The following is a 24,038-nucleotide window of genomic DNA, read 5'->3' on the forward strand; positions in this document are numbered from 1 at the left end:
ATGCGCTTTACAGGCAAGCAAAGGTGAAGAAGCACACCTCAGACTTCCACAACAAACAACTCGTTCTTTCTTTACACACGAAATGATATTTTGCCCACAACATGTGATTTTTCCATTTTTATATGTGCATGACAGTGCTCCAACTATTCTTGATCTTCCAAGTTCATCGGATGCTTCGATGGATTGATTCATCGTGCAGGTAATAGTTATTCCTCGTTTTGTGAGTTGGAGGTATGAATTTCAGGATGAGGATCATATGGATGACTGTATTGTGTTTCTGTGTCATGTTGTCCACAATCGGCTGCTCGTCAACAGAATGGCAGCAGTATACGAAGTTGGCCGAAGCATTTAAGCAAGCACAATACGATGTACCTGATTATACGCAAATTACAGGACATGTGGATCAGCTCCTCGGGAGATACGAGAGGATTAAGCCTTTCCTGACCCGAGAGACATATAACCAACTGTATCGAAACCGAACTCTGGCCATTGCGTTAGGTACAGCCAAGAAACAGCAATGCAATATCGAAGTGACTTCATTTCAGCTAGAAGAACAATCTGAGACTGAGGCTGAACCTAAGACGGTGAAGTCAATGTCATTTACGTATTCCATGACCATGCAGCTGCGTGATGCACAGGGACAGCTGATTGAAGTGATCGAAGTGCCGGCAGGTCAGATGGATTTTGCAATCCAGGATGGAGGATTGTTCATATTGAGTGATCGAGATGGGGAGCCATTAATGAGCAAGTACAACTAGGAGGTTGATTGTCATGATTATTAAAATGCAAACGGACGTATATCGTTCGATTGCACAAGACTCGCTGGGCTGGAAGATGATTGAGCCTATAATTGAGCGAATCAAGGGCAAGGACCCTATTGAGAAGTCACAGGTGTATGCTAAGTTGACCGAGGGTCAAAAGGCGCTGTTTATGTTTTTTGTGTTTCATAAGCATACTGAATCTATCGATGAGTTTTATTGGTTTTCCTCTTATTTTGTAGGTGATCTACGGGCGTGGCAGGCTTTGAAGAAGGGCATGCGGCAATTTGAGGATGAAGGCATGCTTCGCTTGTATGACCAAGTAGAAGCGTTAGTGGAGTCATACAATCGCAAGCCAGACCGATCTTGGCGCGAAGCGATCGTTGCTGATTTGGAACAAAATGAGGAACTCTACGGCAAGGTATCTCACCTTTATGAAGCGTACAAGAAGCAAGCACCAGCGACGCTTGAACACATCCATCATTATATTCAGCATAACGTAGAAGAATTTGTTGAGCTTGTAACGTAATTATCAAAAATTATTAGCGCATATGCACACTCTCTTACTTTTAAATAGTTATTTTTTACAACATTTCCGTTATAATAATCTATGGAGTATCTAATAGAGAGGGTGCATATGAGATGAAATTTAGTGATTACACATATGTTCGACCTGATGCGAAGTTAATTGAGCAGCAAATTAAACAATTGATTAGTTCCTTTGAAGCTGCGGAAAGCTTCGAACAGCAAGATCGCATCATGTCAGACATCAACAAGCTCCGCAGTGAATTCGATACGCAAGCGCAGTTGGTATCCATTCGCCATTCGATCGATACAAATGACGAATTCTACAAAGCAGAACAAGAGTATATGGATGAAGTAGGTCCCGTTATCCAAGAATACATAACTGACTATTATCGGGCGCTAGTGAATTCGAAGTATAGAGCGGAGCTCGAGGCGAAGTGGGGCGTTCAACTGTTCCAGTTGGCAGAGAAGATGCTCAAGACATTCAGCCCTGAGATCATTGAAGACTTGCAGCTGGAGAACAAGCTGTCGACAGAATATTCCCAATTGATTGCTTCTGCGAAAGTTCTATTCGAAGGGGAAGAGCGCACGCTGGCACAGCTGACACCGTTCGAGTTGTCCACAGATCGCGTTATGCGCAAGCGTGCTTCTGAAGCGAAGTTCGGCTTTATGTCCGAGAACGAAGCGAAGTTCGACCGCATTTATGATGATCTGGTTAAGGTGCGTACGAAGATTGCGAAGAAACTGGGCTACGAGAATTATGTTCAGCTTGGATACGACCGTATGTGCCGTACCGATTACAATGCGGAAATGGTAGCGAACTTCAGAGCGCAGGTGTTGGAACATATCGTGCCAGCAGCTACGAAGCTGAAGGAGCGTCAAGGCAACCGGATCGGCGTTGATCAAATGTACTACTATGATGAGTCGTTTAACTTCAAGACAGGGAATGCGACGCCGAAGGGTGATCCAGATTGGATTGTACAGAACGGTGCTAAAATGTATGAAGAATTGTCGCCAGAGATGAATGAGTTCTTTACGTTTATGCGTGAGAACGAGCTGATGGATCTTGTCAGTAAGAAAGGCAAGCAAAGCGGCGGGTACTGTACATTCTTGAGTGAATATGGCGCACCGTTTATTTTCTCCAACTTCAATGGTACATCCGGCGATATCGATGTTTTGACACATGAAGCGGGCCATGCGTTCCAAGTGTACGAGAGCCGTCACTTCGAAGTGCCAGAATACAACTGGCCAACGTATGAAGCTGCAGAAATTCACTCGATGAGCATGGAGTTCTTCACATGGCCATGGATGGAGCTGTTCTTCCAAGAAGACACGGAGAAGTATAAGTTTGCTCATTTGGCTGACGCGCTGTTGTTCATCCCATACGGAGTAACGGTGGATGAATTCCAGCACTTTGTATACAGCAATCCGGAAGCAACACCTGCGGAGCGCAAGGCTGCTTGGCGCGACATCGAGAAGAAGTACTTGCCACACAGAGACTATGAAGGCAATGATTACTTGGAGCGCGGCGGATTCTGGCAGAAGCAAGGCCATATCTATCAGTCGCCATTCTATTATATCGATTACACATTGGCACAATTGTGTGCATTCCAATTCTGGAAGCGCATGAATGAAGATTGGAAGTCCGCTTGGGCAGACTATCTGAAGCTGTGCCGTGCAGGAGGAAGTCAATCCTTCACAGGCTTGGTACAAGTAGCGGGACTGATCTCACCATTCGAAGATGGCTGTATTGCTTCGGTGATCGGGGACATTGAAAACTGGTTGAATGGTGTCGATGATTCGGCATTGTAAGCAATCAGTATTGAATAGCAACTGATATGAACATTTGGACCACAAGCACGAGTCGTGCTTGTGGTCTTTGCATAAGGTCAAATTTTTGCTGTTCTCCGTTTATTGCAAATTGATGTACTGTTAATATTAGGGGAGAGGAGAGGGGGTGGTAGATAGTTTTTTTACTTCTTCCATGTATGGCAATTAAAAGGCGGGTAGAATAAAGCTAAAGTGTTTCGGAACTTCATGTGGGTGCAGCCGGCTTCTATTTTCTAAAATATTTCCCACCAAAATAATCTATGGATCATCTAATAGAGAGGGTGCATAAGAAGATGAAGTTTAGTGAATACGCATATGTCCGACCGGATGCGAAACAAATTGAACAGCAAATGAAACGACTGATCCGTTCCTTTGAAGCTGCAGAAAGCTTCGAGCAGCAGGATGACATCATGTCCGACATTAACAAGCTTCACAGTGTATTCGATACACAGGCGATATTGGTATCCATTCGCCATTCGATCGACATGAATGATGAATTCTACAAAGCTGAGAAGGAATACATGAACGAGGTAGGTCCAGTGATCCAAGAATACACAACAGACTACTATCGGGCGCTTGTGAATTCGAAGTTCAGAGCGGAACTTGAACAGAAATGTGGCATTCAACTGTTCCAGGTGGCTGAGAAGATGCTCAAGACGTTCAGCCCAGAAATTATTGAAGACTTGCAGCTGGAGAACAAGCTCTCAACCGAATATGCTCAAATAATCGCTTCTGCTAAAATCTCATTTGAAGGGGAAGAGCGTACATTAGCCCAATTGGCACCGTTCCAGCAGTCAACGGATCGTGACATGCGCAAGCGTGCGTCTGACGCGTATTACGGTTTCATGGCAGTGAATGAAGAGAAGTTCGACCGTATTTACGATGATCTGGTCAAAGTACGTACGAAGATTGCGAAGAAGCTGGGCTACGAGAATTATGTTCAGCTTGGCTATGACCGCATGTACCGTACGGATTATGATGCGAACATGGTCGCGAATTTCAGAGCACAGGTGCTGGAACATATCGTGCCAGCCGCTGTGAAGTTGAAGGAGCGCCAGCGCAATCGGATCGGCATTGATCAAATGTACTACTATGACCAAGCATTCGACTTCAAGACAGGCAATGCAGCACCGAAGGGCGATCCAGAATGGATCGTTGAGAACGGGGCGAAGATGTATCAGGAACTGTCTCCGGAGATGAATGAGTTCTTCACTTTCATGCGTGAGAACGAGCTGATGGATCTTGTCAGCAAGAAGGGCAAGCGAAGCGGCGGTTACTGTGCGTACTTGAGTGAGTATGGCGCGCCGTTTATCTTCTCCAACTTCAATGGCACGTCCCATGATATCGACGTATTGACGCACGAAGCGGGCCATGCGTTCCAAAAGTACGAGAGCCGTCATTTGGAAGTACTTGAATATAACTGGCCAACTTATGAAGCAGCAGAAATTCATTCCATGAGCATGGAGTTCTTCACATGGCCTTGGATGGAGCTGTTCTTCAAGGAAGATACAGAGAAGTACAAGTTCGCTCACTTGTCTGGAGCGCTGTTGATCATGCCATACGGTGTATCCGTAGATGAATTCCAACACTTTGTATACAGCAATCCAGAAGCAACGCCTGCAGAGCGTAAGGCAGCATGGCGCGAGATCGAGAAGAAGTACTTGCCGTACTGGAATCATGAGGATAATGATTACTTGGAGCGTGGCGGTCTTTGGCAGAGGCAAGACCATATCTATCGAAGGCCATTCTACTATATCGACTACGCATTGGCACAGTTGTGTGCTCTCCAATTCTGGAAGCGCATGAATGAAGATTTTACATCCGCTTGGGCAGATTATTTGAAGTTGTGCCGTGCAGGCGGAAGTCAATCCTTCACAGGCTTGCTTCAAGTAGCCGGCTTAATTTCACCATTCGAGAATGGCTGTATTGCTTCAGTTATCGGTGATATCGAGAACTGGTTGAATAGTGTCGATGATGCGGCATTGTAAGCAAATCGTACTGATTTGCAATTTGGAACTTCATGTGGGTGCAGCCAGCTTCTATTTTCTACAATATTCCCCACCAAAATAATCTATGGATTATCTAATAGAGAGGATGCATAGGAAGATGAAGTTTAGTGAATACGCATATGTCCGACCGGATGCGAAACAAATTGAACAGCAAATGAAACGACTGATCCGTTCCTTTGAAGCTGCAGAAAGCTTCGAGCAGCAGGATGACATCATGTCTGACATTAACAAGCTTCGCAATGAATTCGATACACAGGTGCAAATGGTATCTATTCGCCATTCGATCGATACGAATGATGAATTCTACAAAGCCGAGCAGGAATACATGGACGAGGTAGTTCCAGTAATCCAAGAATACATAACAGACTACTATCGGGCGCTTGTGAATTCGAAGTTCAGACCAGAACTTGAACAGAAATGGGGCATTCAGCTGTTCCAGTTGGCTGAGAAAATGCTCAAGTCGTTCAGCCCTGAAATAATTAAAGACTTGCAGCTGGAGAACAAGCTGTCAACCGAACATTCTCAATTGATCGCTTCTGCCAAAATCCCATTCGAAGGAGAAGAGCGTACACTGGCACAATTGACACCATTCGAGCTGTCTACAGATCGTGACATGCGTAAGCGTGCATCTGAGGCGAGGTTCGGATTCATGGCGGAAAACGAAGCGAAGTTCGATCGCATTTATGATGATCTGGTGAAAGTACGTACGAAAATTGCAAAGAAGCTTGGCTACGAGAATTTTGTTCAGCTTGGATATGACCGGATGTGCCGTACGGATTATGATGCGAACATGGTCGCGAATTTCAGAGCACAGGTGCTGGAACATATCGTGCCAGCTGCAATGAAGCTGATAGAGCGCCAACGCAAGCGGATCGGCGTTGATCAAATGTACTACTATGACGAATCCTTCAAATTCAAGACAGGCAATGCAGCACCGAAGGGCGATCCAGAATGGATCGTTGAGAACGGAGCGAAGATGTATCAAGAACTGTCTCCGGAGATGAACGAGTTCTTCACTTTAATGTGTGAGAACGAGCTGATGGATCTTGTGAGCAAGAAGGGTAAGCAAATCGGCGGTTATTGCACATTCTTAAGTGAGTTTGGCGTGCCGTTTATCTTCTCCAACTTCAATGGTACGTCTCATGATATCGACGTATTGACACACGAAGCGGGCCATGCGTTCCAAGTGTACGAGAGTCGTCATTTCGAGGTTCCGGAATATAATTGGCCAACTTATGAAGCGGGAGAAATTCATTCGATGAGCATGGAATTCTTCACGTGGCCTTGGATGGAGCTGTTCTTCCAAGAAGATACAGAAAAGTATAAGTTCGCTCATTTGGCGGGCGGATTGCAGTTCATTCCACACGGTGTATCTGGAGATGAGTTCCAGCATTTCGTATACAGCAATCCGGAAGCAACACCTGCGGAGCGCAAGGCTGCTTGGCGCGACATCGAGAAGAAGTACTTGCCGCACAGAGACTATGAAGGCAATGATTACTTGGAGCGCGGCGGATTCTGGCAGAAGCAAGGACATATTTATCAATCGCCATTCTACTATATCGATTACACATTGGCACAATTGTGTGCATTCCAATTCTGGAAGCGCATGAATGAAGATTGGAAGTCCGCTTGGGCAGACTATTTGAAGCTGTGCCGTGCAGGAGGAAGTCAATCCTTCACAGGTTTGGTACAAGTAGCGGGACTGATCTCACCATTCGAAGATGGCTGTATTGCTTCAGTGATCGGGGACATTGAGAACTGGTTGAACAAGGTTGACGATACTGCCTTGTAAGCCTTCAATTGAAGTAGTAATGAAGGCCACAAGCGAAAAGTACTTGTGGTCTTTGCATTCGGAGCAGATGGAGTAACAGTGGAAGAGGATTGGGAATTACAGGGTTCGTAATCGTGTGCGGTCGTGTATAATATAGCTGTGAAAGTTATTGAGCGATAACTGGATTGGTTGAGGAAGGAGGGATAGCATGAAGATGAAGTGGCTAGGCATCGCGTGTGGGAGCTGTCTGCTCCTAACACTTATTTTAATAAGTGTAGCTAGCCTAACCACAGCTGGCAAATGGCTGGGCCTCACAGCTGCAATCCTGATTGGAATAGGCGCCTTATTATTTGGCGTGTTTGCCGATCCGAATCAGGCACGATATATCCACCATACGAGCAGTAAGGACGAGCGGCAGAAACGTGAACGGTGGGGAACCTTGTTTCTAATCATGTCCACCCCATTTATTGTGCTATCTCTGATTTTATTAGCAATTAGCCAATAGCTTGGGTACGAACTTTCGGTATCAGAAATCATGGATTAACTAGTCAACAGGAGATTCATTCATGCACTTTGTATTGTTACTTGTAGCAGGGCTCTTTGCCATTTTTTTAGTGTCTAGCATCATTCGGCATGATTATCGCAATATCGTATTTCAATCTATTGTTCTCTCGGTAATGCTTCTGCTGTATATCGTATTCCGCAAGGATCAGAAGCGGAGTAATGAATTCGTGATTTGGTTGTACTTGAATCGTGAGCAGCTTCGACAAGAAGGAACCAACTATGAACAATGTCTAATTGATCACGAATCCGAATTCGTGCAGTATGAGGTCTGTCTATCCTTCGGGATATTCAGCTATCGAACGAAAACGGGCTATTATGTGAAGGGTTATCATCTGACACCGCTTCTGAATATGGCCTTCAGTCTGTATACCTTCGTATTTGGCTGGTGGGCGCTCCCAGCTGGGCCTATCAATACGGTGCGTGCACTAGGTTTTAATCTGTTAGCCAAGCCGAAGAAGCTGGAAGAGGTACTGACCGAGATTGAGGTAGAAGTGAACGATGCGCTGCGTAAGGAAGAACAGAAGAAGATGAAAAAGCAGTCTCGCATGTCGAAGGAAGAACGTGTGTTTGACAACCAACTATAACGACAACAATTCTGTGCATATTGCTGTGGCATCTGCATGGTAGAAGGAGCGGATTCGAATGATTAAAGCAGTAATTTTTGATTTTGATGGCTTGATTGTCGATACGGAAACAGCATGGTATGAGTCGTATAAACAGGTAAGTGCTGCATACGGAGTAGACTTGAAAATAGAAGTATGGGGACAGTGTGTCGGTGCTTCCTTCGAGCACTTTGATCCTTTGGATTATATCGTAGAACATGCAAATCGTCCGATAGATCGAGATGAATTCAAGCGGGAGGCGGATGCGCAGTTCGCGATTATCATGGAAGGGAAGGGCTTGAGACCTGGAGTTGAGATGTATCTAACCGAAGCGAAGCGTACTGGATTACGTATCGGACTTGCATCTAGCTCGAATCGTGTGTGGGTTGAATCCTATTTGAATAAGTTCAATATTCGATCATACTTTGAAGTTGTGAACACGTCAGATGATGTGGAACGTATCAAGCCTGCTCCAGATTTATATGAGAAGACGCTGCGTGAACTTGATGTTGAAGGCACGGAAGCGGTTGCGTTCGAAGATTCGATGCACGGCATGATCGCAGCCAAAGCAGCGGGAGCTTACTGTGTGGTCGTACCGAACAATGTTACCTCGCATATGGAATTCACAGGCAGTGATGGACGATTAGACTCGATGGCGGAGAAGGAATTGAATGCTGTACTCGCAAGCGTCGCACCGAGCTCCCAAGTTGAATCTGTGTAACAAAAAATGGTGAATTGGAGGATATAGATTTGTCATTTGTATGGGAGAACATAGTTGGAGGAATTCTGTTCCTGCTTGTTCTAGTCGCAGTGATGATCGGAGTGGTTCTTCTAATTGTTCGCTCAAAGCAGCGCACCTCTCAATTGCATGTCAGAATCGAGAAGTTGGAACGTCAGGTGAATGAACTACAAGGTCTTCCCGCCAATAAACAACGATACTAACGATCGGAACTCTAATGATCTGTTCTACATGAAAGTTGGGGGATAGAAATGACTGCATCGAATGAAATTACATATGGTATGTATACAATGTGTATGGTACAGGATGGAGATCAAGTACTCTTGATGAATCGTCCTGACAGTAAGGGTTTTCCTGGATATTTGGCTCCGGGAGGCAAGGTCGAATTTCCAGAAAGTCTGACAGAGGGAGCGATTCGAGAAGTCTATGAGGAGACAGGTTTGCGAGTGAGTGGACTGATCTATAAGGGCTTGGACGAATATGTCGTTCCTTCTACGAATTATCGGTACATGGTATTCAATTATTTGGCTACCTCCTATGAGGGAGAATTGTTGAAGAATCCTCCTGAGGGGGAATTGGGGTGGGTGCCAATTGAGGAAGCGTTGGAATTGCCAATGCAGTCCTGGTTCAAACGAAAGTTTTCTTTGTTTTTCAAGGAAGGGACATTTGAGATATCTGTAGTATGGAATGAAGAGGAGAAGCAAGCGATAGAAGAGAAGATTGTCTTGCTTGTATGAGGAAGAGGACAACCAAACGTGTAGTTGTGAACTCGTATCATGTAGCCTTCGCAGAAAACGCCGAGATTGCCTGGCGTTTTTTTTGTGTGTTTATATCGAAATCATGTCATGCATGCCCTCTGCATGATCCGACATTCTTGTTGAAGAGGGAACGCAGCACTCATTGTATCTTAATGAGAATTATAAAGATTGCACATTAGTAATTGGTGTGGTTAAATATGGTATTAAAGATGGAGTTGCAGGTTATTATCGCATTTTTTAGGAGGATCGATATCGTGTCCTTGCTTATAATTCTTGCGGAACTGGGGCTGCGCATACTTCTTAGAACAACAGCGCCTCTAAGCTGTTCAGAAGAAGAAACGAGGGAATACAAGCGGGCATATCAGGAAGCGCTTGATGGGGATGGCATCGTGCGGATTGCTCCTTCTTATTCAAAAGAACGGTTTGTACGTTACATCGCTGCTGCGGAGAACGTGCTGCTACACGGGTCGAATCATCCAGAAATCGATGAGCTGCTTACGAAGCAGCAAACGTTGTACAACGGGATCATGACCGAGGCGGTTTTTGCGACTAGTGATGGGATCCACCCGTGGAGGAGTGGGACGATTTATTTGCTGTCCAAGGATACGTTCAACGGCCCCGAACAGAAAGCTGCCGCGTTCGATGAATGGACCAGTTGCACTTCAGTAAAGCCGCTCGCTCGCATTCATGTCGAGCCGTCAGACTTTATATTCTTAGATCATGTAGCAGCGCATAAGAGCACAGAATCTGCCGCATGGACCTGGTTGTTATACAAATGGAGATCGCGCGCTCGTAAACGAATGCAATCGACGCCCCAAGTATAAATATAGTGTTTGGAGGAGAAAGAAAATGAACAGGAAAGAAATATTGCTCGATCAATTTCTCGTCTGCACCTTAGAAAAAGGCTGGTTCGCTCCGTTATTCACATCGTTGGAAGGCTTGTCCGCAACACAGGCGCTATGGAAGCCGAATGATCAGGTTCACTCGATATGGGAGATTGTCGAACATTTGATCTTCTGGCAAGAACGCTACTTGCTTCGCTTTCAGCAAAAACTAGTCCCTGATCTGACAATGGAAAATGAAGAAACCTTTAGATTGGGTAAGTCTGATAGAACCGAGGAGGATTGGTCAGAGCTGCTGCAACGGTTCGCTTCTGTTCTTGATCAGTGGAAGCAGGAATTGACTTCGTCCAGCGAGAGCAAGATGGAAGAGCCTGCACGTCCTGGTTCCGATGAACCTTGGGAATCGACGCTCATCAATATGAATGCTCATATTGCCTATCACGCCGGACAGATTGTTTATTTGCGCAAGCTGCAAGGAGTATGGGACTCACAATTAGGGGCTTAATCATACATCATGGTTTGGGATAAAAGGAGGGGTTAAGATGCAGCAAGAAATCGTTGATTATTACACAGGATTTGACGAGTGGGGAAGATTGGAGAGGGAGAGCTTAGAATTTCGCATCAATTGGCATTACATGAAGCGGTATCTTCCATCACAAGGGGAGGTTCTGGATAATGGTGCCGGACCTGGGCGGTACGCGATGGAATTGGCTCGCTCTGGTTATCAGGTCACCTTAACTGATCTAACACCTGCCTCTGTTGATTTTGCAGAGAATAAGGCTGCTGAGCTTGATCTTACTGCACAATTTCGCGGATTCTATGCCGCAGACGCTAGGAAACTGCATATGCTACCGAATGAACAATATGATGCAGCTCTCATGTTAGGGCCATTGTATCATTTGCAGGAGGAAGAGGAGCGGGCAGCCGCCGCAGAAGAATTATACCGTGTAACAAAACCGGGAGGTATCGTCTTTGTTGCATTCCGACCACGCCTTGTACACACCCTTCTCTCTCTTAAGTTTCCACAGAATTGGAAGCCGCTTGATAACGTAGAGGCATTACAAGATTTTTTACATACCGGAATATTCAATCATTCAGATAAAGGCAGATTTACGGGCGCATACTTTTACAAGGTAGAAGAGATTATGCCATTCATGCGTGAACATGGATTTGAAGGGATCCAGTTGATCAGCTCCTCTGGGCTTGGAGGAAATTTAACACCGGAGCAGTGGCAATATTGGTCGAGCCGTGGCGAACAAGAGCTCGAAAGACTCTATCAGTTGCTATATGATACTGCTGCAGATCCTTCGCTGCTAGGAACAGGAACCCATTTGTTATACATCGGTAAGAAAATCAGATAACGAACATCCTACAATTTGATTGACAATTCTAAGACTCAGTATCGAGGTAAACGCCGCGATGCTGGGTCTTTTTTGGTATAGACATGACGAAATGACCACATTTTTCTGAGGATGCAACAATTTACAACATTTTTTGCACTAATACAAAACTATTGTAACAGGGAAACAAATATGATAGATTACAAGATGTCCCAAAAAAGAAGAAGTTGAACCGACATGCTAGATTGAGAGATAACGAGGAGGAACTGATTTTGCAGGTGAAATCATGGTTGAAAAGTTGGATTGCATCATTACTCGTATGTATTCTAGTCCTTACATCGCCGGCGTTTACGTATGCCGCAGTTGGTACATCAGTTGATTCATCCGCGTCTACTGTACTGTCTAATGCATCGATGGCGTACGATGAGAAAGTTATGGATTCGAAGCCATCGGACGGTGGTCACCAAGTTATCGATCCCAAGCTGTTGCAAGCTTTTCAGTCTGACGGGGTTGAGACGTACATCATCAAGTTAAAGGAACAGCCGGATATGAAAGCCATCTCACAGCATGCGCTGCAATGGTCTAAGCAGAAGGGAGAATCATCAGCGAAGCAGACACGCACGGTGCGCAACTTCATTGTGAACTCGCTAATGAGCACGGCAGACCAGTCGCAATCAGGCATTATTCAGCAGCTCCGTCAAATGGAGTCCGCTGGGGATGTGCGTGAATTCCATCCGTATTACATTGTGAATGCGATTGCGGTAACCAGTACGAAGGCGGCCATGGAGAAGCTCGCAGCCCGTGATGAAATCGAGAAGATTCTGCCAAACCATACATATACGCTTCAATCTGAAATCGTGTCGAAGTCGAAGCTAACGGGAGCACAATCTGCTGCTGGCAATCAAGAAGTTCCGTGGAACTTGCGCAATATTAACGCAGCTCAGGCGTGGGAGCTTGGCTTCGATGGAACAGGCGTTGTGGTTGCCAACATGGACTCCGGTGTAGATGGAACCCATCCGGCACTGCAGCATAAATGGAGAGGTCTGAATCAAAATGGTGACATTGTGGACCCAGAGCTAAGCTGGTTCGACGCCACAATCGAGAGGAAGAAGCTGCCTACGGATGGAAGCGGTCATGGTACGCACGTTATGGGCACAATGGTAGGCTCTGAGAAGGATGGCAGCAACAAGATTGGGGTAGCCCCCAATGCGAAGTGGATAGCGGCTCGTGTGTTCGATTCGAATGGACAAACGACAGATGCAGATCTCATTAAGGCGGGGGAGTGGATTCTTGCACCTACGGACAAGCACGGAGTGAAGCATCCCGAACTTGCGCCCGATGTCGTGAATAATTCATGGGGGAACGTACCTGCTGGCAAGAATGAGTTCTTCCAAGATATCGTGAAGGCATGGATCGCAGCCGATATCTTCCCGGCATTCTCAGCAGGAAATACGCATCCTCCGGAGAACAATGGCGGTCCAGGCTCTATTGCAGCACCGGGCAATTACCCTGAATCATTCGCCACGGGTGCGGTTGACATGAACAACAAGCTGGCAGATTTCTCGCTGCAAGGGCCGACGCCATATGGACAAATGAAGCCGGAAGTATCTGCTCCAGGTGTACATATTCGTTCAGCGGTACCAGGCGGACAATATGCGCTCATGAACGGCACCTCGATGGCAAGTCCGCATACAGCAGGCGTGGCTGCACTGATTAAGCAGGCAAATCGCAGCTTAAAGGTGAAGGATATAGCGGAAATAGTAACAACCACTACGGACGCATTAACCGACGATGATTTCCCGCAATCGCCGAATAATGGCTATGGCTCAGGCCTTATTAATGCACTCAATGCCGTGTCAACCCAGAACACAGGGCTGGGAAAGGCTGTTGGTCAGGTGACGATCGATGGGGTGAATGCGGGGACTCCGACGATTGAACATGAGCCTATTGTATTGACGTTCAATATATTGGACAAGGACATATTTGCACGTGTGAAGGACGATGTCAGTGTAACGGATGTGAACCTTTATGTCCGTGAGAAGGGGACTACCGGCTGGAGTAAGCACGCGCTGCTTCGAACTTCCGGAAGTCATATGAATGGTTTATATGAGGGCGCTATCCCTGTTCAAGAGCTGTCGTTGAATGGTATTGAATATTATATAGAAGCAGTAAATTTCGCAGGCAGCTCGTCCAAGACAGACATCTATCCCATAACGGTATCGAAGGGAGTCAAGGTTGGTTATACGCAAGATTTCGAAACCTCAATAGAAGGATTTGGATTCGGAGATGCATCAGGCGTATGGCAATGGGGCGTTCCAACAAGCGGCCCGAAAAAAGCATTCTCTGGCACCAAAGTAATGGCAACCGTTCTGGATGGCAATTACCCGAATGGAACTAACAGCTATGTAGAAATGCCTGTGATTGACTTGACGGATACGAAACACGCTGTTTTATCCTTTGCTCATTGGTATAAGCTTGGCGATTGGTGGAGCGCTTCCTTTGATCGGGCAGAAGTGTTTATCGGCAGCAAGAAATCGAACTTCACGTTCGAACGGGTAAAAACCTTTACGATGCGCAACACCACGTGGACAACCGAATATATCGACTTGTCCCCATATGCAGGGGATCAAATCTACGTTGTATTCAATTTACGAGGAGACTTTGGCAGTGACGAGGGCTGGTACATCGATGATATTAAAATCCAAGCCCCTGATTCGACAATTCCGCTTCCCCCTAAAATTAAGACTAGGAGCAACGCACCAGGCAAAGTCATTCTTGATTTTGATAAGGCGCCTTCGGGGACATTAAAGGAATATGTCATTTATCGTACGAAGGATTTAAGTGGGAATTGGGACGAGATTGGCACAAGCTCTGGCTATAACTTTGCCGATCTGCCTGCCCCTCAGAAGGGGACGTATTATTACAAGGTAAAGGCGCGAACTGTCAGTCATACGATGAGTTCAGACTCGGATATTGTATCTTGGACATTTACGGGCGGCAGTGAAATTTTCAGTGATGATTTCGAAGGCAATAATAAGGGCTGGACTGTTGAAGGGAAAGGAAACGAATGGGAGCATGGTGTTCCGCATCCGACTCGTGGGCCGCAAAAGGCAGTTTCGGGCAAGAATGTATGGGGCACGAACTTGAATGGCCCTTATGGCGGCGATGTGAATGAGAGCCTTGTATCGCCTGAAATCGATTTAACACAGGTGAAGCATGCGACGTTGTATTTCCAACAATGGTACGATATTGATGATGGAGATAAGGCAACAGTTGAGATAAGCAAGGATCAGGGAGCGACATGGAAACCGCTCGCTGAATATCCGAAGCAGGGGTATGATACGAATCATCCACGTAGGTTCTGGTATTTGGAAGAGCTTGGACTTGATACTTACATGGGAGAGAAGATCAAATTACGCTTCCGATTCGAGAGCAAGCAGCCATCGATCCAGTTCGGTTGGTACATTGATGATGTGGAGGTTAGGGAGACCCCTCCGGTGATGACAAGACCGAAGACATCTTCTACTCAGGCGGCTGCCGGACAAGCAGGGAAAGCAAATGATGACACGCAGGGAGCAAGGAATGAACTCTTTACCTTAGAAATGTTGAAATCAGCGAAGCGTGATCATGCCGCGAAGCCGGATGAGCAACTGCAGACCGTGACGCAGCAGTCAAATACGGGCCGGATGCCGATAATGGCGGACATCAGCGTCGTGCAATCGCAGCGGGCAACACGCTCTGATTCAGGAACCGGAGGCTATACACTGAAGCATCCGCCTGGTGCATATACGCTGCAAGTGGAGGCTTATGGTTATAAGACGGAGCAGCGACCGATTGTCATCGAGCAAAATCAAGATACGGTGATGAATGTTCATTTACAGCCATTGGCGAAAGGCAAGGTTACCGGTAAGATAGCGGATCGTGCAACAGGGTTGCCGGTGAAGCATGCGACAATCAGATTATTAAATGATGTTCGTGTTGAACCAGTTGAAACAAATGAAGAGGGACAATTTGAACTCGAAGCCTACGAAGGTGACTATCAACTATCGGTATCCGCATTGAATTACTTATCGGTTCAAGACAACATTAAGATCACAGGTAACGATACGACTCATGTTTCTTATACGCTTCATAGCTTCCAAGGATCAGCTGATGAAATCTATTACGATGATGGCGTGGCTGATAATGCCAAGGCATTCTTTGTAACTGGAAATGGGTTTGCAGTTCGTATGACAACGGACGGACCTGCACAAGTAACCGGTGCAAGATTCTTCTTCTGGGATCAAGGCTGGCCGAATCCTGGCGGGGAGAAATTTAAGTATGCCATCTATGATGCCAGCGGCCCTGATGGCCTTCCAGGCAAGATGGTGGCCGGTCCGTATGAAGGCAAGGCAATGCTGGATGGTTCGTGGACAGATGTAACGATACCGAATCCGATTATTGTCAACGGTGATTTCTATGTAGCCTACATTCAGGACGGTGTCATGCCAAATGTACCAGGATTGTCGATGACGAAGCTTGGCAATTTTTCAGGGCGTTCATGGAAATTGGATCGCGGTTCGTGGAAGAAGATAGGGAACAGCGATGGCAATTACATGATACGGGCTAAGGTTACAAAGATTGTGGAAGAACCGGTGATTACTGAACCAGTGTCAGGCAGCACAGTTACAGATGCTCATATTTTTGTGAAAGGAATATATCCAACCGATGGAACGACGATTCACTTATATCGTCAAGACGTTCGTGTCGGAACTGGAACGGTGCAGCAAGGACAATTTGCGATATCAGCTGAATTGGAGCGTGGAGCGAACAAGTTGTATGCAGTCGCAGAAACGAATGGACAAGCGACAAGCAAGTCGGCCACGATTACGATCAACTATCAGGCACCTGTACAAAATGGGGATATTACATCGATCGCTGTACATCCGCGAGATGTGTCCCTGAAGGCGGGGGAACAGTCGACGCTGACTGTAACAGCGGCCGTATACGAGAATGGCAACCTCCTACCGATGCCAATAACAGAAGGCTTGATATTTACTTCGTCAGACAGTCGAATTGCCGAGGTAGATCAAGCTGGTCGTGTTACAGGCATGAGTGAAGGGGTGTCGGTCGTTCAGGTAACCTACCAACAGTGGAGTGATCAAGCAACGATAACCGTGCATCGCGGGGACGATGGAAGGGAGCCTGAACTCCAAGGCATTACAGTGTACCCTGATAAGCTTGCAATACATGTGAGAGATTCAGCACCACTGTCTGTTGCAGCGATCGTATATGAAGATGGAGAAGTTAAATTATCGCCAATTACAGAGCCGTTGCAGTTCCATTCCTCAGATGAGCAAGTTGCCAAGGTAGATGATAAGGGACGGGTAACAGGTTGGAACGAAGGCACGGCAACAATTACAGTTGGATATAAAGATAAACAAGCAGAAGCAACCGTTACGGTGCGTAAGAAAAATGTTAATCCATATGAGCCTCCTATTTCTTCAGGCGGGGGATCATCCAGTTCGCCCGTAACAATTCCTGAGAAGGATAAGCGGATACCGGTTATTGCTAATAACCGAACGATTGGGTATCTGGTAGAGCAGCCAGCTTCTGCGACAGGTTCTAAATCTGCTAAGGTATCCCTCTTGGAGCAATGGCTGAGTGAGCAGCTTACGCGTAAAGCTAGTACAGCAGTTGAGATGGATCTTACTAGTGTACGATTCGAGGATTATACTCACGTATCGATCACTTTCCATGCAGCGATGATGAAGCAGCTTCTGGCTTCTGGGAAGGAACTGCATATTCGTTCAGCAGCATATGAATTGAAGATACCAACGGCCTCCTTGGCGGATTATGCTGCGGCAGATCAGTTTAAGCTGCTTGTATCCGTCAAGAAGGGTTCGGAGCGTCAGGCAGGAACAGGGGAAGGTGCTAGTGGCGACCAGGGAAATCTCGTATCCAGCCTTGTTGCCATTCATAACGAGAGCGGCAAATTGACTCAGCCAGTTATCCTCTTGCTTCGAGGGGACGCTTCGAAAGTGAGGGATTTGCGCAAGACAGCTATGTATCGGATAAATGCACAGGGGACATGGAGTGTTGCAGGAATGGCAACTCATAATGCGGAAGGACTTGCTTTGACTGTTGAACAGACGGGAACGTATGCGTTGTATGAGAACGCTCCAAGCTTTGCGGATTTGGCAAAACACTGGGGCAAAGATGCAATTGAAGTACTGGCAGCACAGCAAATTGTAAAGGGAACGGGTAAGGGACTCTACACGCCGAATGCAATTATCTCTCGGTCACATTTCCTCATGATGCTCGATCGGTTGCCACATCATGCAGGCACAGAAGCTGCCATGAAGAAGAATGAAAGATTCGTGAATGGTGTTGGTAAGTCGGCAGTTAAGGCAGATAAAGAGCCGTTTACACGTGCTGAAATGGTAGCTTTGCTTGCTCAGAAGACTGCGAAAGTAATGCCAACCATCGCGAAGTCCCATTTTACAGATACGGATCATCTAGACCAGGCGAATCAAGCTGCTATTGCTTTTACAGTAGAGCAGGGCTGGATTCAAGGGATCGGTAACGGACGATTTGGAAGCGATCAGACTCCGACTCGCGCGCAAGCAGCAATGCTCATCTATCGATATTTGAAGTCTATGAACCAATTATAGGTGCACGGCAATACGAAGTGATGTCTAATTACAAGTAAGAATTCCAGCAAATCCGTCCGCAACAATTGGGCGGATTTTGCTCTGTTTATCGAATAAGAAGAACTAGAATTAATTGTAAATGTGTACATGATCATTCGTTACTGTGATATATTGTACATTGACATCGAGATCAGGCTCATGTGACAATAGAAAACAACTTGAAGAATGAAAACTTCAACGAAGAGAACGAGTAAGCTATGAATGCCGATCTACAGAGAGTTGGTGAAGTGCTGCAAGCCAACGTTCGGCGCATAACTGAACATCATCTCTGAGAAGCGTGGCCGAACGAGAGTAAGTAAGCTGCGCCGGAATATCCACCGTTATTCGGATATCGCAGCAAGTGTGGCTGCGAAGAGAGCTGCATGGAGCAGGAGAGATTGATGCATTGGCAATTGCGAATGTCTATCATCAGGCTGCATGAATATGGGTGGTAACGCGGATAGAATCCGTCCCTTTCGAGGGACGGTTTTTTTGTTGTATGGGGATGCTGCTGTAGAAATGTACTAGACGTCTAGGGGGAACAGAAAGATGAAGTCATTGCCGAGAAGCCACGTGTTTTTCGTGGGACTTATGCTATTTTCGCTATTTTTCGGAGCGGGGAATCTAATATTCCCGCCAATTTTAGGACAACAGGCGGGAGACAGCTTCATATATGCCATATCAGGGTTTATCCTGACTGGTGTTGGGCTGCCATTGTTAACGGTAATTGCGATTGCACTATCCGGACGAGATATGCAGCACTTAGCAAGTAGAGTACATCCTAAGTTTGGGATCTTGTTTGCGGTTGTTGTCTACTTGTCCATTGGGCCATCCATGGGAATACCGCGGGTTGCTAACGTTGCATTTGAAATGGGGGTACGCTCTTTTGTACCTGAGTCACTGCAATCAAGCAGTTGGGTTTTGTTCGTGTACACACTCGTCTTTTTCTGTGTTGTTTATTGGTTATGTCTAAATCCATCCAAGCTCGTAGTGCGGGTTGGCAATATCCTAACACCATTGCTGCTGATTTCGATTACGATATTATTCATTGCTGCCATGATGGGACCGCTCGGCGAAGCACAGCCTGCTATCAAGGAATATGCGGTTTCACCAGGATTCAAAGGGTTTATGGAAGGCTACCTAACAATGGATACGATAGCAGCATTGGCCTTCGGCATTATTGTTATTAATGCCATTCGTGATCAAGGAGTCCAAGACAAGCGAACGATTACAAGAGCGGCTATACAAGCAGCCATCATCGCAGGTGTTGGACTGTCCTTGGTTTATGCAGCACTCGGGTTTTTGGGAGTTACAAGTGTGACTGGACTCGGTTATGCGGCCAATGGAGGACAGCTGCTAACGCAAATCGTACAGCAGTTGTTCGGGGAAGCTGGATTAATATTGCTGGCTGCCATTGTCACGCTTGCTTGTCTTACGACCTGCATCGGATTGGTGTCCGCATGCAGTCAGTATTTCTCAACACTACTTGGCCGATTTACTTACAACCAAATTGCATTTATCATTTGCGTGCTGGGGTTATTGGTGGCGAATCTAGGCTTGAATAAGATCATTTCGATTTCAATCCCAATTTTGCTTATCATTTATCCCGTATCCATTGTATTGATCATTTTATCACTGTCACATCGCTTGTTCGGCGGTCGTCAATCGGTATATGTCGGTGCACTGGTCGGTACGTTCATCATCAGTATATTCGACGGATTGAAGCAAGCTGATATTCAGTTCGACACGATTCTGTCGTGGTTGAAGATGCTCCCGCTGTACAATCAGGGAATTGGCTGGTTGGTTCCGGCCATTGTCGGAGGGGTTATTGGTTATTTACTTGGCCTTATCTGGCCGGAAAGCAAACAGTTTTTTTACAAAGTAACAAGAAAATTCAAGACTTATTTCAAAAAGAAGTAAAATGAATGAGAAGCTAAGCGGCTGGGATTACGTGGAAATAGCTTCTTTACAGCAACATCCTTATATGAAATAATTGGTGAAAATATAGATGAATGATATCTAGGAGCTGATACGTTGAACATTCAAGAAGTGATGGATATATTGCCGCATCGTTACCCATTTCTCATGATTGATCGCGTCACTCAGATTGAACCGGGTACGTCCGCGAACGGATATAAACTCATTTCTCACAATGAATGGTTTATGTCGGGTGCGTCAACTTTCATGCCGGATTCGCTTATTATTGAAGCACTTGCCCAGCTAGGAGCTTTTACAGCTGTCCAGAGTCAGCAGGGTAGTCTTGGCTTCTTATCTTCATTGAAAGGTGTGGAATCAATGGGGAGCGCATATGCAGGGGACAAGCTAGAGCTCAGCTATGAAGTACTGCGGAGCAAAAAGGGATTCACAATTGGCAAAGGCGAGGCTTCAGTGGACGGACGTGTCATTCTAAGAGCAGATGAGATCATGATTTATACCGCTTGATGAGATGAAGGATTATTATCTAAATCGCAATCAATAAAGAAGAGTCGTCCGGGGAATTACATGGACGACTCTTCTTGTTATTTGGAAGGGGGAAATATCTTATATCTTGTATCTTATTTAACAGCCCATAATGCTGGAACGTTAGTAGGCTCCCAGCCAGCTAATGATGTGTGCGGCTGGAGGCACTCGTATACCGTGCCATTGTAAGTAACTTTGTCGCCCACTGCATAGGATTTATTTTCTACCCAAGCAGCTACTGCAGGTGCATCAGCAGTTGTAGCGGATACTGCATTGCTGTCTGCAGAGACATTCCCAGCAGCGTCAAATGCACGGACAGTGAATGTGTACGCTGTCTTCGGGCTGAGGCCAGTAACCACATAGTCTGTTGTTGTGCCGGATACAGTTGCAACTAATGTCGTTCCACGATAAACGCGGTAGCCAGCAACGCCAACATTATCAGTGGAAGGGCTCCACATCAGCGATACCGAAGTAGATGTCGGTGTACCCATTACATGCAAGCCAGTTGGTGCAGTTGGAGGGTCATTATCAACAGGTACTGTAGGTGTGGTAACGCTTACTACATTGCTAGCAGCTGATTGGTTGCCAGCAGCATCTACCGCTTTCACACTAAATGTATATGCAGTATTGGATGTGAGACCGCTTACAGTATACGTTAGTGTGGATCCCGGTACGTTGCCAACAAGGGAGTTGCCATTGTACACGTTGTAACCGGTTACACCAACGTTATCACTAGAAGCATCCCATTTCAAGGACACGCTTGTTGCTGTTGTTGCAGTCACTGCCAGGTTAGCAGGTGCAGTAGGAGCTTGGTTGTCGCCAGGGTTCGTTCCGCTAAAGTTCACGTCGAGTACATTGTAGAATGCGTTTGGAGTATCTGCAATTTCCCACACTGCAAGGATAACATGATAGCCAGTGCGAGCTGGTACATTACAAGTATCCGAATACGTCGATGGAGGACGTACGCCACCATAATTAACGGAGCAGAATGGTGTTAGATCGAAGGAGTCGCGTGTCAGCTTTGCATTAGGATTCCAATTTTCTTTTGTAATATAGTATTTCCAGCTTGATGTTGCATGAGCTGCAGTTAGTTTCCAATTGAACGTGTTTTGTCCAGCATTGATGTTGACTTTAGTCCAGCGAGTTGCGGATTGCTCATCCAGTTCAGGGAAGGCTCCGTTAGCGCTTGCAATTTTGCCGTCAGCAGGTCCAGCATTAGGAAACCCCTTCGGTGCTTCCAAGCTTTGTGGTTCATACTGAATCGCTCCGCAGTTTGTATTCTGACCGGATTTACACAATGCAGCTCTGCTGGCAGGGCCTTCGATATAACCATGTCCAAACGCTTTATCAGCAAAGAGCACCATACAGATAACCGTTACGAGCATTGCACCAAGACCGACAAGCAACTTCGTTGTTATTGGGTTGGAAAGACGCAGTTGATTCACACTATCAACCTCCTAAGAATAATGGGATGTCATGAAAACAATTCAAATGAAATGTTAAACCCTTTAAACTTAAAGTCGGCCTCCTTTCCATATGAAGTTGTCAAAATAAAAGAGTGGAGCTCCTAGATGACGCTATGGATACAGCTTCTAGCAACTCTATTATATAAACTCGGAAGAGTTCATATACAAAGCAACATACTTAGTCCCAAAATGAAGGAATCGTGGACATTGTCCAGCAAACGGGTGGATTTCATGAACAGGTATTCGTGGTCGAAATATAGAAGAAAATGCTGTTGAAATATTATTGTTGTTGTTGTTTGTTTCTATCATACTTGAAAGTGTGACCAATGTGTGAACGAAATATTTTAATTAGATTGCGCATGCCATTATAAAAATTAATTAAACCGCATTAACTTTCAGGTTGTACTTTGGAACGGGATGGGAGGTCATTATGGTTCATAAACAAGGAAGAAGGATGCAGCCATCCTTCGTAATCGAAGTGGCGTACATCCTTTTATCATGTAGTGTTTGTTGGTTGTATTTAACTTGAAAAGTCGCCATTATCGTGATTGATTTGCCATTGAATACCGAATTTATCCGTCAAGTTACCGTAGGCTTTGCTCCAAAACGTTTCTTGGAGCTCCATGCCAACTTGTCCACCTTCCTTGAGCTTGTTGAAGATGGATGTCAATTTATCGACATCTGTGTCAACAATAGAAAGAGTGATATTAGTGCCTGCTTGGTATGGCATGCCCGGAAATACATCAGAAAACATCACGATCGTTCCTTGAATGTTCAGTCTTGCATGCATGACCAAATGTTTGGCCTCCTCGGGAAGAGGATGGGATGGATCTGACGGTGTGTCCCCAAATGTCATAATATGAGGCTTGTCTAGCCCGAACACTTCGGCGTAGTACTCGACTACCTCACGGCAGTTGCCGTTGAAGTTGAGATATGGATGGATGGACATGGTTGGCTTCACTCCTTAGCAGTTGTTGGTTCTGAAGTCTAACGGTTCTTTTGCATACTAGCATTATTGTCGTTTCACGATTCATTATACATGGAAGTGAAATTCAATCATATTAAATTTTATCTATATTTTTTACTGTCCATAGAGTTATAGAGTAGGCATGGTAATACAGGAGATTGTTTGCAAGAGAGAAAGAGAAAGGGAAGGGTTCTTTGAGGGATGAAATGGGAAAGATATATGAAGCGGGTATCTAACACGGGAATAAGAAAGGATGGATTCCACAATGACAGAACCGATTGCAATCCCTGATCTTTCATTAAGACCTTATCAGCTCACAGTGGAACGAGAGATGGAGACTCCTCCAGCTGTTCTATACAAAGCATGGACACGCTGGTTCGATCGCTGGTTCGCGGAACCGGGAACCGTAATGATGATGGGTGAGGTGAATACGGTTTTTTATTTTGAAACGGTATACCGCCCTGACACGAAGCACGAGGCCCAGCGGCATCCGCATTACGGTAGATTTCTCCGCCTCGAACATGATCGGTTAGTTGAATTGACATGGGTGACGGGGAATGGGGGGACAAAGGGAGCTGAGACTGTCGTTACCGTAACATTGCTTCCCTCTGCTGACGGAACGAAGCTCCGCCTAACGCATGCTGGATTTCCAGATGAGGCATCCAAGAATCAGCATGAGCAAGCATGGCCAACGGTGCTGGAACAGCTTGATAACCGTATGAAGATTGCTGACTGA

The 24,038-nt window shown here is 45.9% G+C and carries 19 protein-coding genes and 1 other annotated feature; of the genes, 17 read left to right on the plus strand and 2 right to left on the minus strand.

All coding sequences use genetic code 11. The features are described from left to right. Positions 1 to 260: 260 nt before the first annotated feature. The 16 genes from PBN151_RS16490 (at position 261) to PBN151_RS16565 (ending at position 20,851) form a co-directional block, all read left to right on the plus strand. Positions 261 to 758, plus strand: coding sequence for a Tim44 domain-containing protein (locus PBN151_RS16490; RefSeq protein ID WP_072729867.1), 498 nt, complete (start codon positions 261 to 263; stop codon positions 756 to 758). 13 nt (positions 759 to 771) lie between these two features. After that, entirely contained in the window at positions 772 to 1,287 is a 516-nt protein-coding gene (locus PBN151_RS16495; protein WP_028531534.1) for a hypothetical protein, read from the plus strand. Positions 1,288 to 1,400: 113 nt separating this feature from the next. Next, on the plus strand, positions 1,401 to 3,095 hold the full coding sequence (locus PBN151_RS16500; RefSeq protein WP_072729868.1) for a M3 family oligoendopeptidase: 1,695 nt from the start codon (positions 1,401 to 1,403) through the stop codon (positions 3,093 to 3,095). Between the two features lie 311 nt (positions 3,096 to 3,406). Then, positions 3,407 to 5,101: a M3 family oligoendopeptidase gene (locus PBN151_RS16505; protein ID WP_072729869.1), complete on the plus strand. Its 1,695-nt coding sequence runs from the start codon at positions 3,407 to 3,409 to the stop codon at positions 5,099 to 5,101. A 118-nt stretch (positions 5,102 to 5,219) separates the two neighbouring features. After that, a complete protein-coding gene (locus PBN151_RS16510) occupies positions 5,220 to 6,914 on the plus strand; it encodes a M3 family oligoendopeptidase (RefSeq protein ID WP_072729870.1) in 1,695 nt (564 codons plus the stop codon). A 187-nt stretch (positions 6,915 to 7,101) separates the two neighbouring features. Then, positions 7,102 to 7,398 (plus strand): DUF5316 family protein, encoded by a 297-nt coding sequence (locus PBN151_RS16515; RefSeq protein WP_072729871.1) that lies wholly within the window; start codon positions 7,102 to 7,104, stop codon positions 7,396 to 7,398. 61 nt (positions 7,399 to 7,459) lie between these two features. After that, complete coding sequence (locus PBN151_RS16520) at positions 7,460 to 8,041, plus strand: hypothetical protein (RefSeq protein ID WP_227774748.1); 582 nt, start codon at positions 7,460 to 7,462, stop codon at positions 8,039 to 8,041. Positions 8,042 to 8,099: 58 nt separating this feature from the next. Further along, entirely contained in the window at positions 8,100 to 8,780 is a 681-nt protein-coding gene (locus PBN151_RS16525; protein WP_072729872.1) for an HAD family hydrolase, read from the plus strand. Between the two features lie 29 nt (positions 8,781 to 8,809). Next, entirely contained in the window at positions 8,810 to 9,001 is a 192-nt protein-coding gene (locus tag PBN151_RS16530) for a hypothetical protein (RefSeq protein WP_072729873.1), read from the plus strand. A gap of 48 nt (positions 9,002 to 9,049) precedes the next feature. Continuing rightward, positions 9,050 to 9,535 (plus strand): 8-oxo-dGTP diphosphatase, encoded by a 486-nt coding sequence (locus tag PBN151_RS16535; RefSeq protein ID WP_072729874.1) that lies wholly within the window; start codon positions 9,050 to 9,052, stop codon positions 9,533 to 9,535. Between the two features lie 275 nt (positions 9,536 to 9,810). Next, positions 9,811 to 10,380: a hypothetical protein gene (locus PBN151_RS16540; RefSeq protein ID WP_072729875.1), complete on the plus strand. Its 570-nt coding sequence runs from the start codon at positions 9,811 to 9,813 to the stop codon at positions 10,378 to 10,380. Positions 10,381 to 10,405: 25 nt separating this feature from the next. After that, entirely contained in the window at positions 10,406 to 10,903 is a 498-nt protein-coding gene (locus PBN151_RS16545; protein WP_072729876.1) for a DinB family protein, read from the plus strand. A gap of 37 nt (positions 10,904 to 10,940) precedes the next feature. Beyond that, positions 10,941 to 11,759: a class I SAM-dependent methyltransferase gene (locus PBN151_RS16550; protein WP_072729877.1), complete on the plus strand. Its 819-nt coding sequence runs from the start codon at positions 10,941 to 10,943 to the stop codon at positions 11,757 to 11,759. A gap of 257 nt (positions 11,760 to 12,016) precedes the next feature. Further along, the gene (locus PBN151_RS16555) at positions 12,017 to 18,391 is read left to right on the plus strand and encodes a S8 family serine peptidase (RefSeq protein WP_227774788.1); all 6,375 of its coding nucleotides are present in this window, start codon (positions 12,017 to 12,019) and stop codon (positions 18,389 to 18,391) included. A gap of 207 nt (positions 18,392 to 18,598) precedes the next feature. Continuing rightward, positions 18,599 to 18,887 (plus strand) — a binding site (T-box leader). A gap of 71 nt (positions 18,888 to 18,958) precedes the next feature. Beyond that, a complete protein-coding gene (gene brnQ, locus PBN151_RS16560) occupies positions 18,959 to 20,329 on the plus strand; it encodes a branched-chain amino acid transport system II carrier protein (RefSeq protein ID WP_072729879.1) in 1,371 nt (456 codons plus the stop codon). A gap of 114 nt (positions 20,330 to 20,443) precedes the next feature. Beyond that, positions 20,444 to 20,851: a 3-hydroxyacyl-ACP dehydratase FabZ family protein gene (locus tag PBN151_RS16565; protein ID WP_072729880.1), complete on the plus strand. Its 408-nt coding sequence runs from the start codon at positions 20,444 to 20,446 to the stop codon at positions 20,849 to 20,851. Between the two features lie 113 nt (positions 20,852 to 20,964). Here PBN151_RS16565 and PBN151_RS16570 read toward each other — a convergent pair whose 3' ends face one another. Beyond that, on the minus strand, positions 20,965 to 22,314 hold the full coding sequence (locus PBN151_RS16570; RefSeq protein ID WP_072729881.1) for a lytic polysaccharide monooxygenase: 1,350 nt from the start codon (positions 22,312 to 22,314) through the stop codon (positions 20,965 to 20,967). Between the two features lie 541 nt (positions 22,315 to 22,855). Then, complete coding sequence (locus tag PBN151_RS16575; RefSeq protein ID WP_021255069.1) at positions 22,856 to 23,284, minus strand: VOC family protein; 429 nt, start codon at positions 23,282 to 23,284, stop codon at positions 22,856 to 22,858. Between the two features lie 283 nt (positions 23,285 to 23,567). Here PBN151_RS16575 and PBN151_RS16580 point away from each other — a divergent pair, with 283 nt between their 5' ends. Beyond that, a complete protein-coding gene (locus PBN151_RS16580; protein WP_083545180.1) occupies positions 23,568 to 24,038 on the plus strand; it encodes an SRPBCC family protein in 471 nt (156 codons plus the stop codon).

Source organism: Paenibacillus sp. NAIST15-1, from assembly GCF_001894745.1.
In the GTDB taxonomy this organism is placed as follows: domain Bacteria; phylum Bacillota; class Bacilli; order Paenibacillales; family Paenibacillaceae; genus Paenibacillus_B; species Paenibacillus_B suaedae.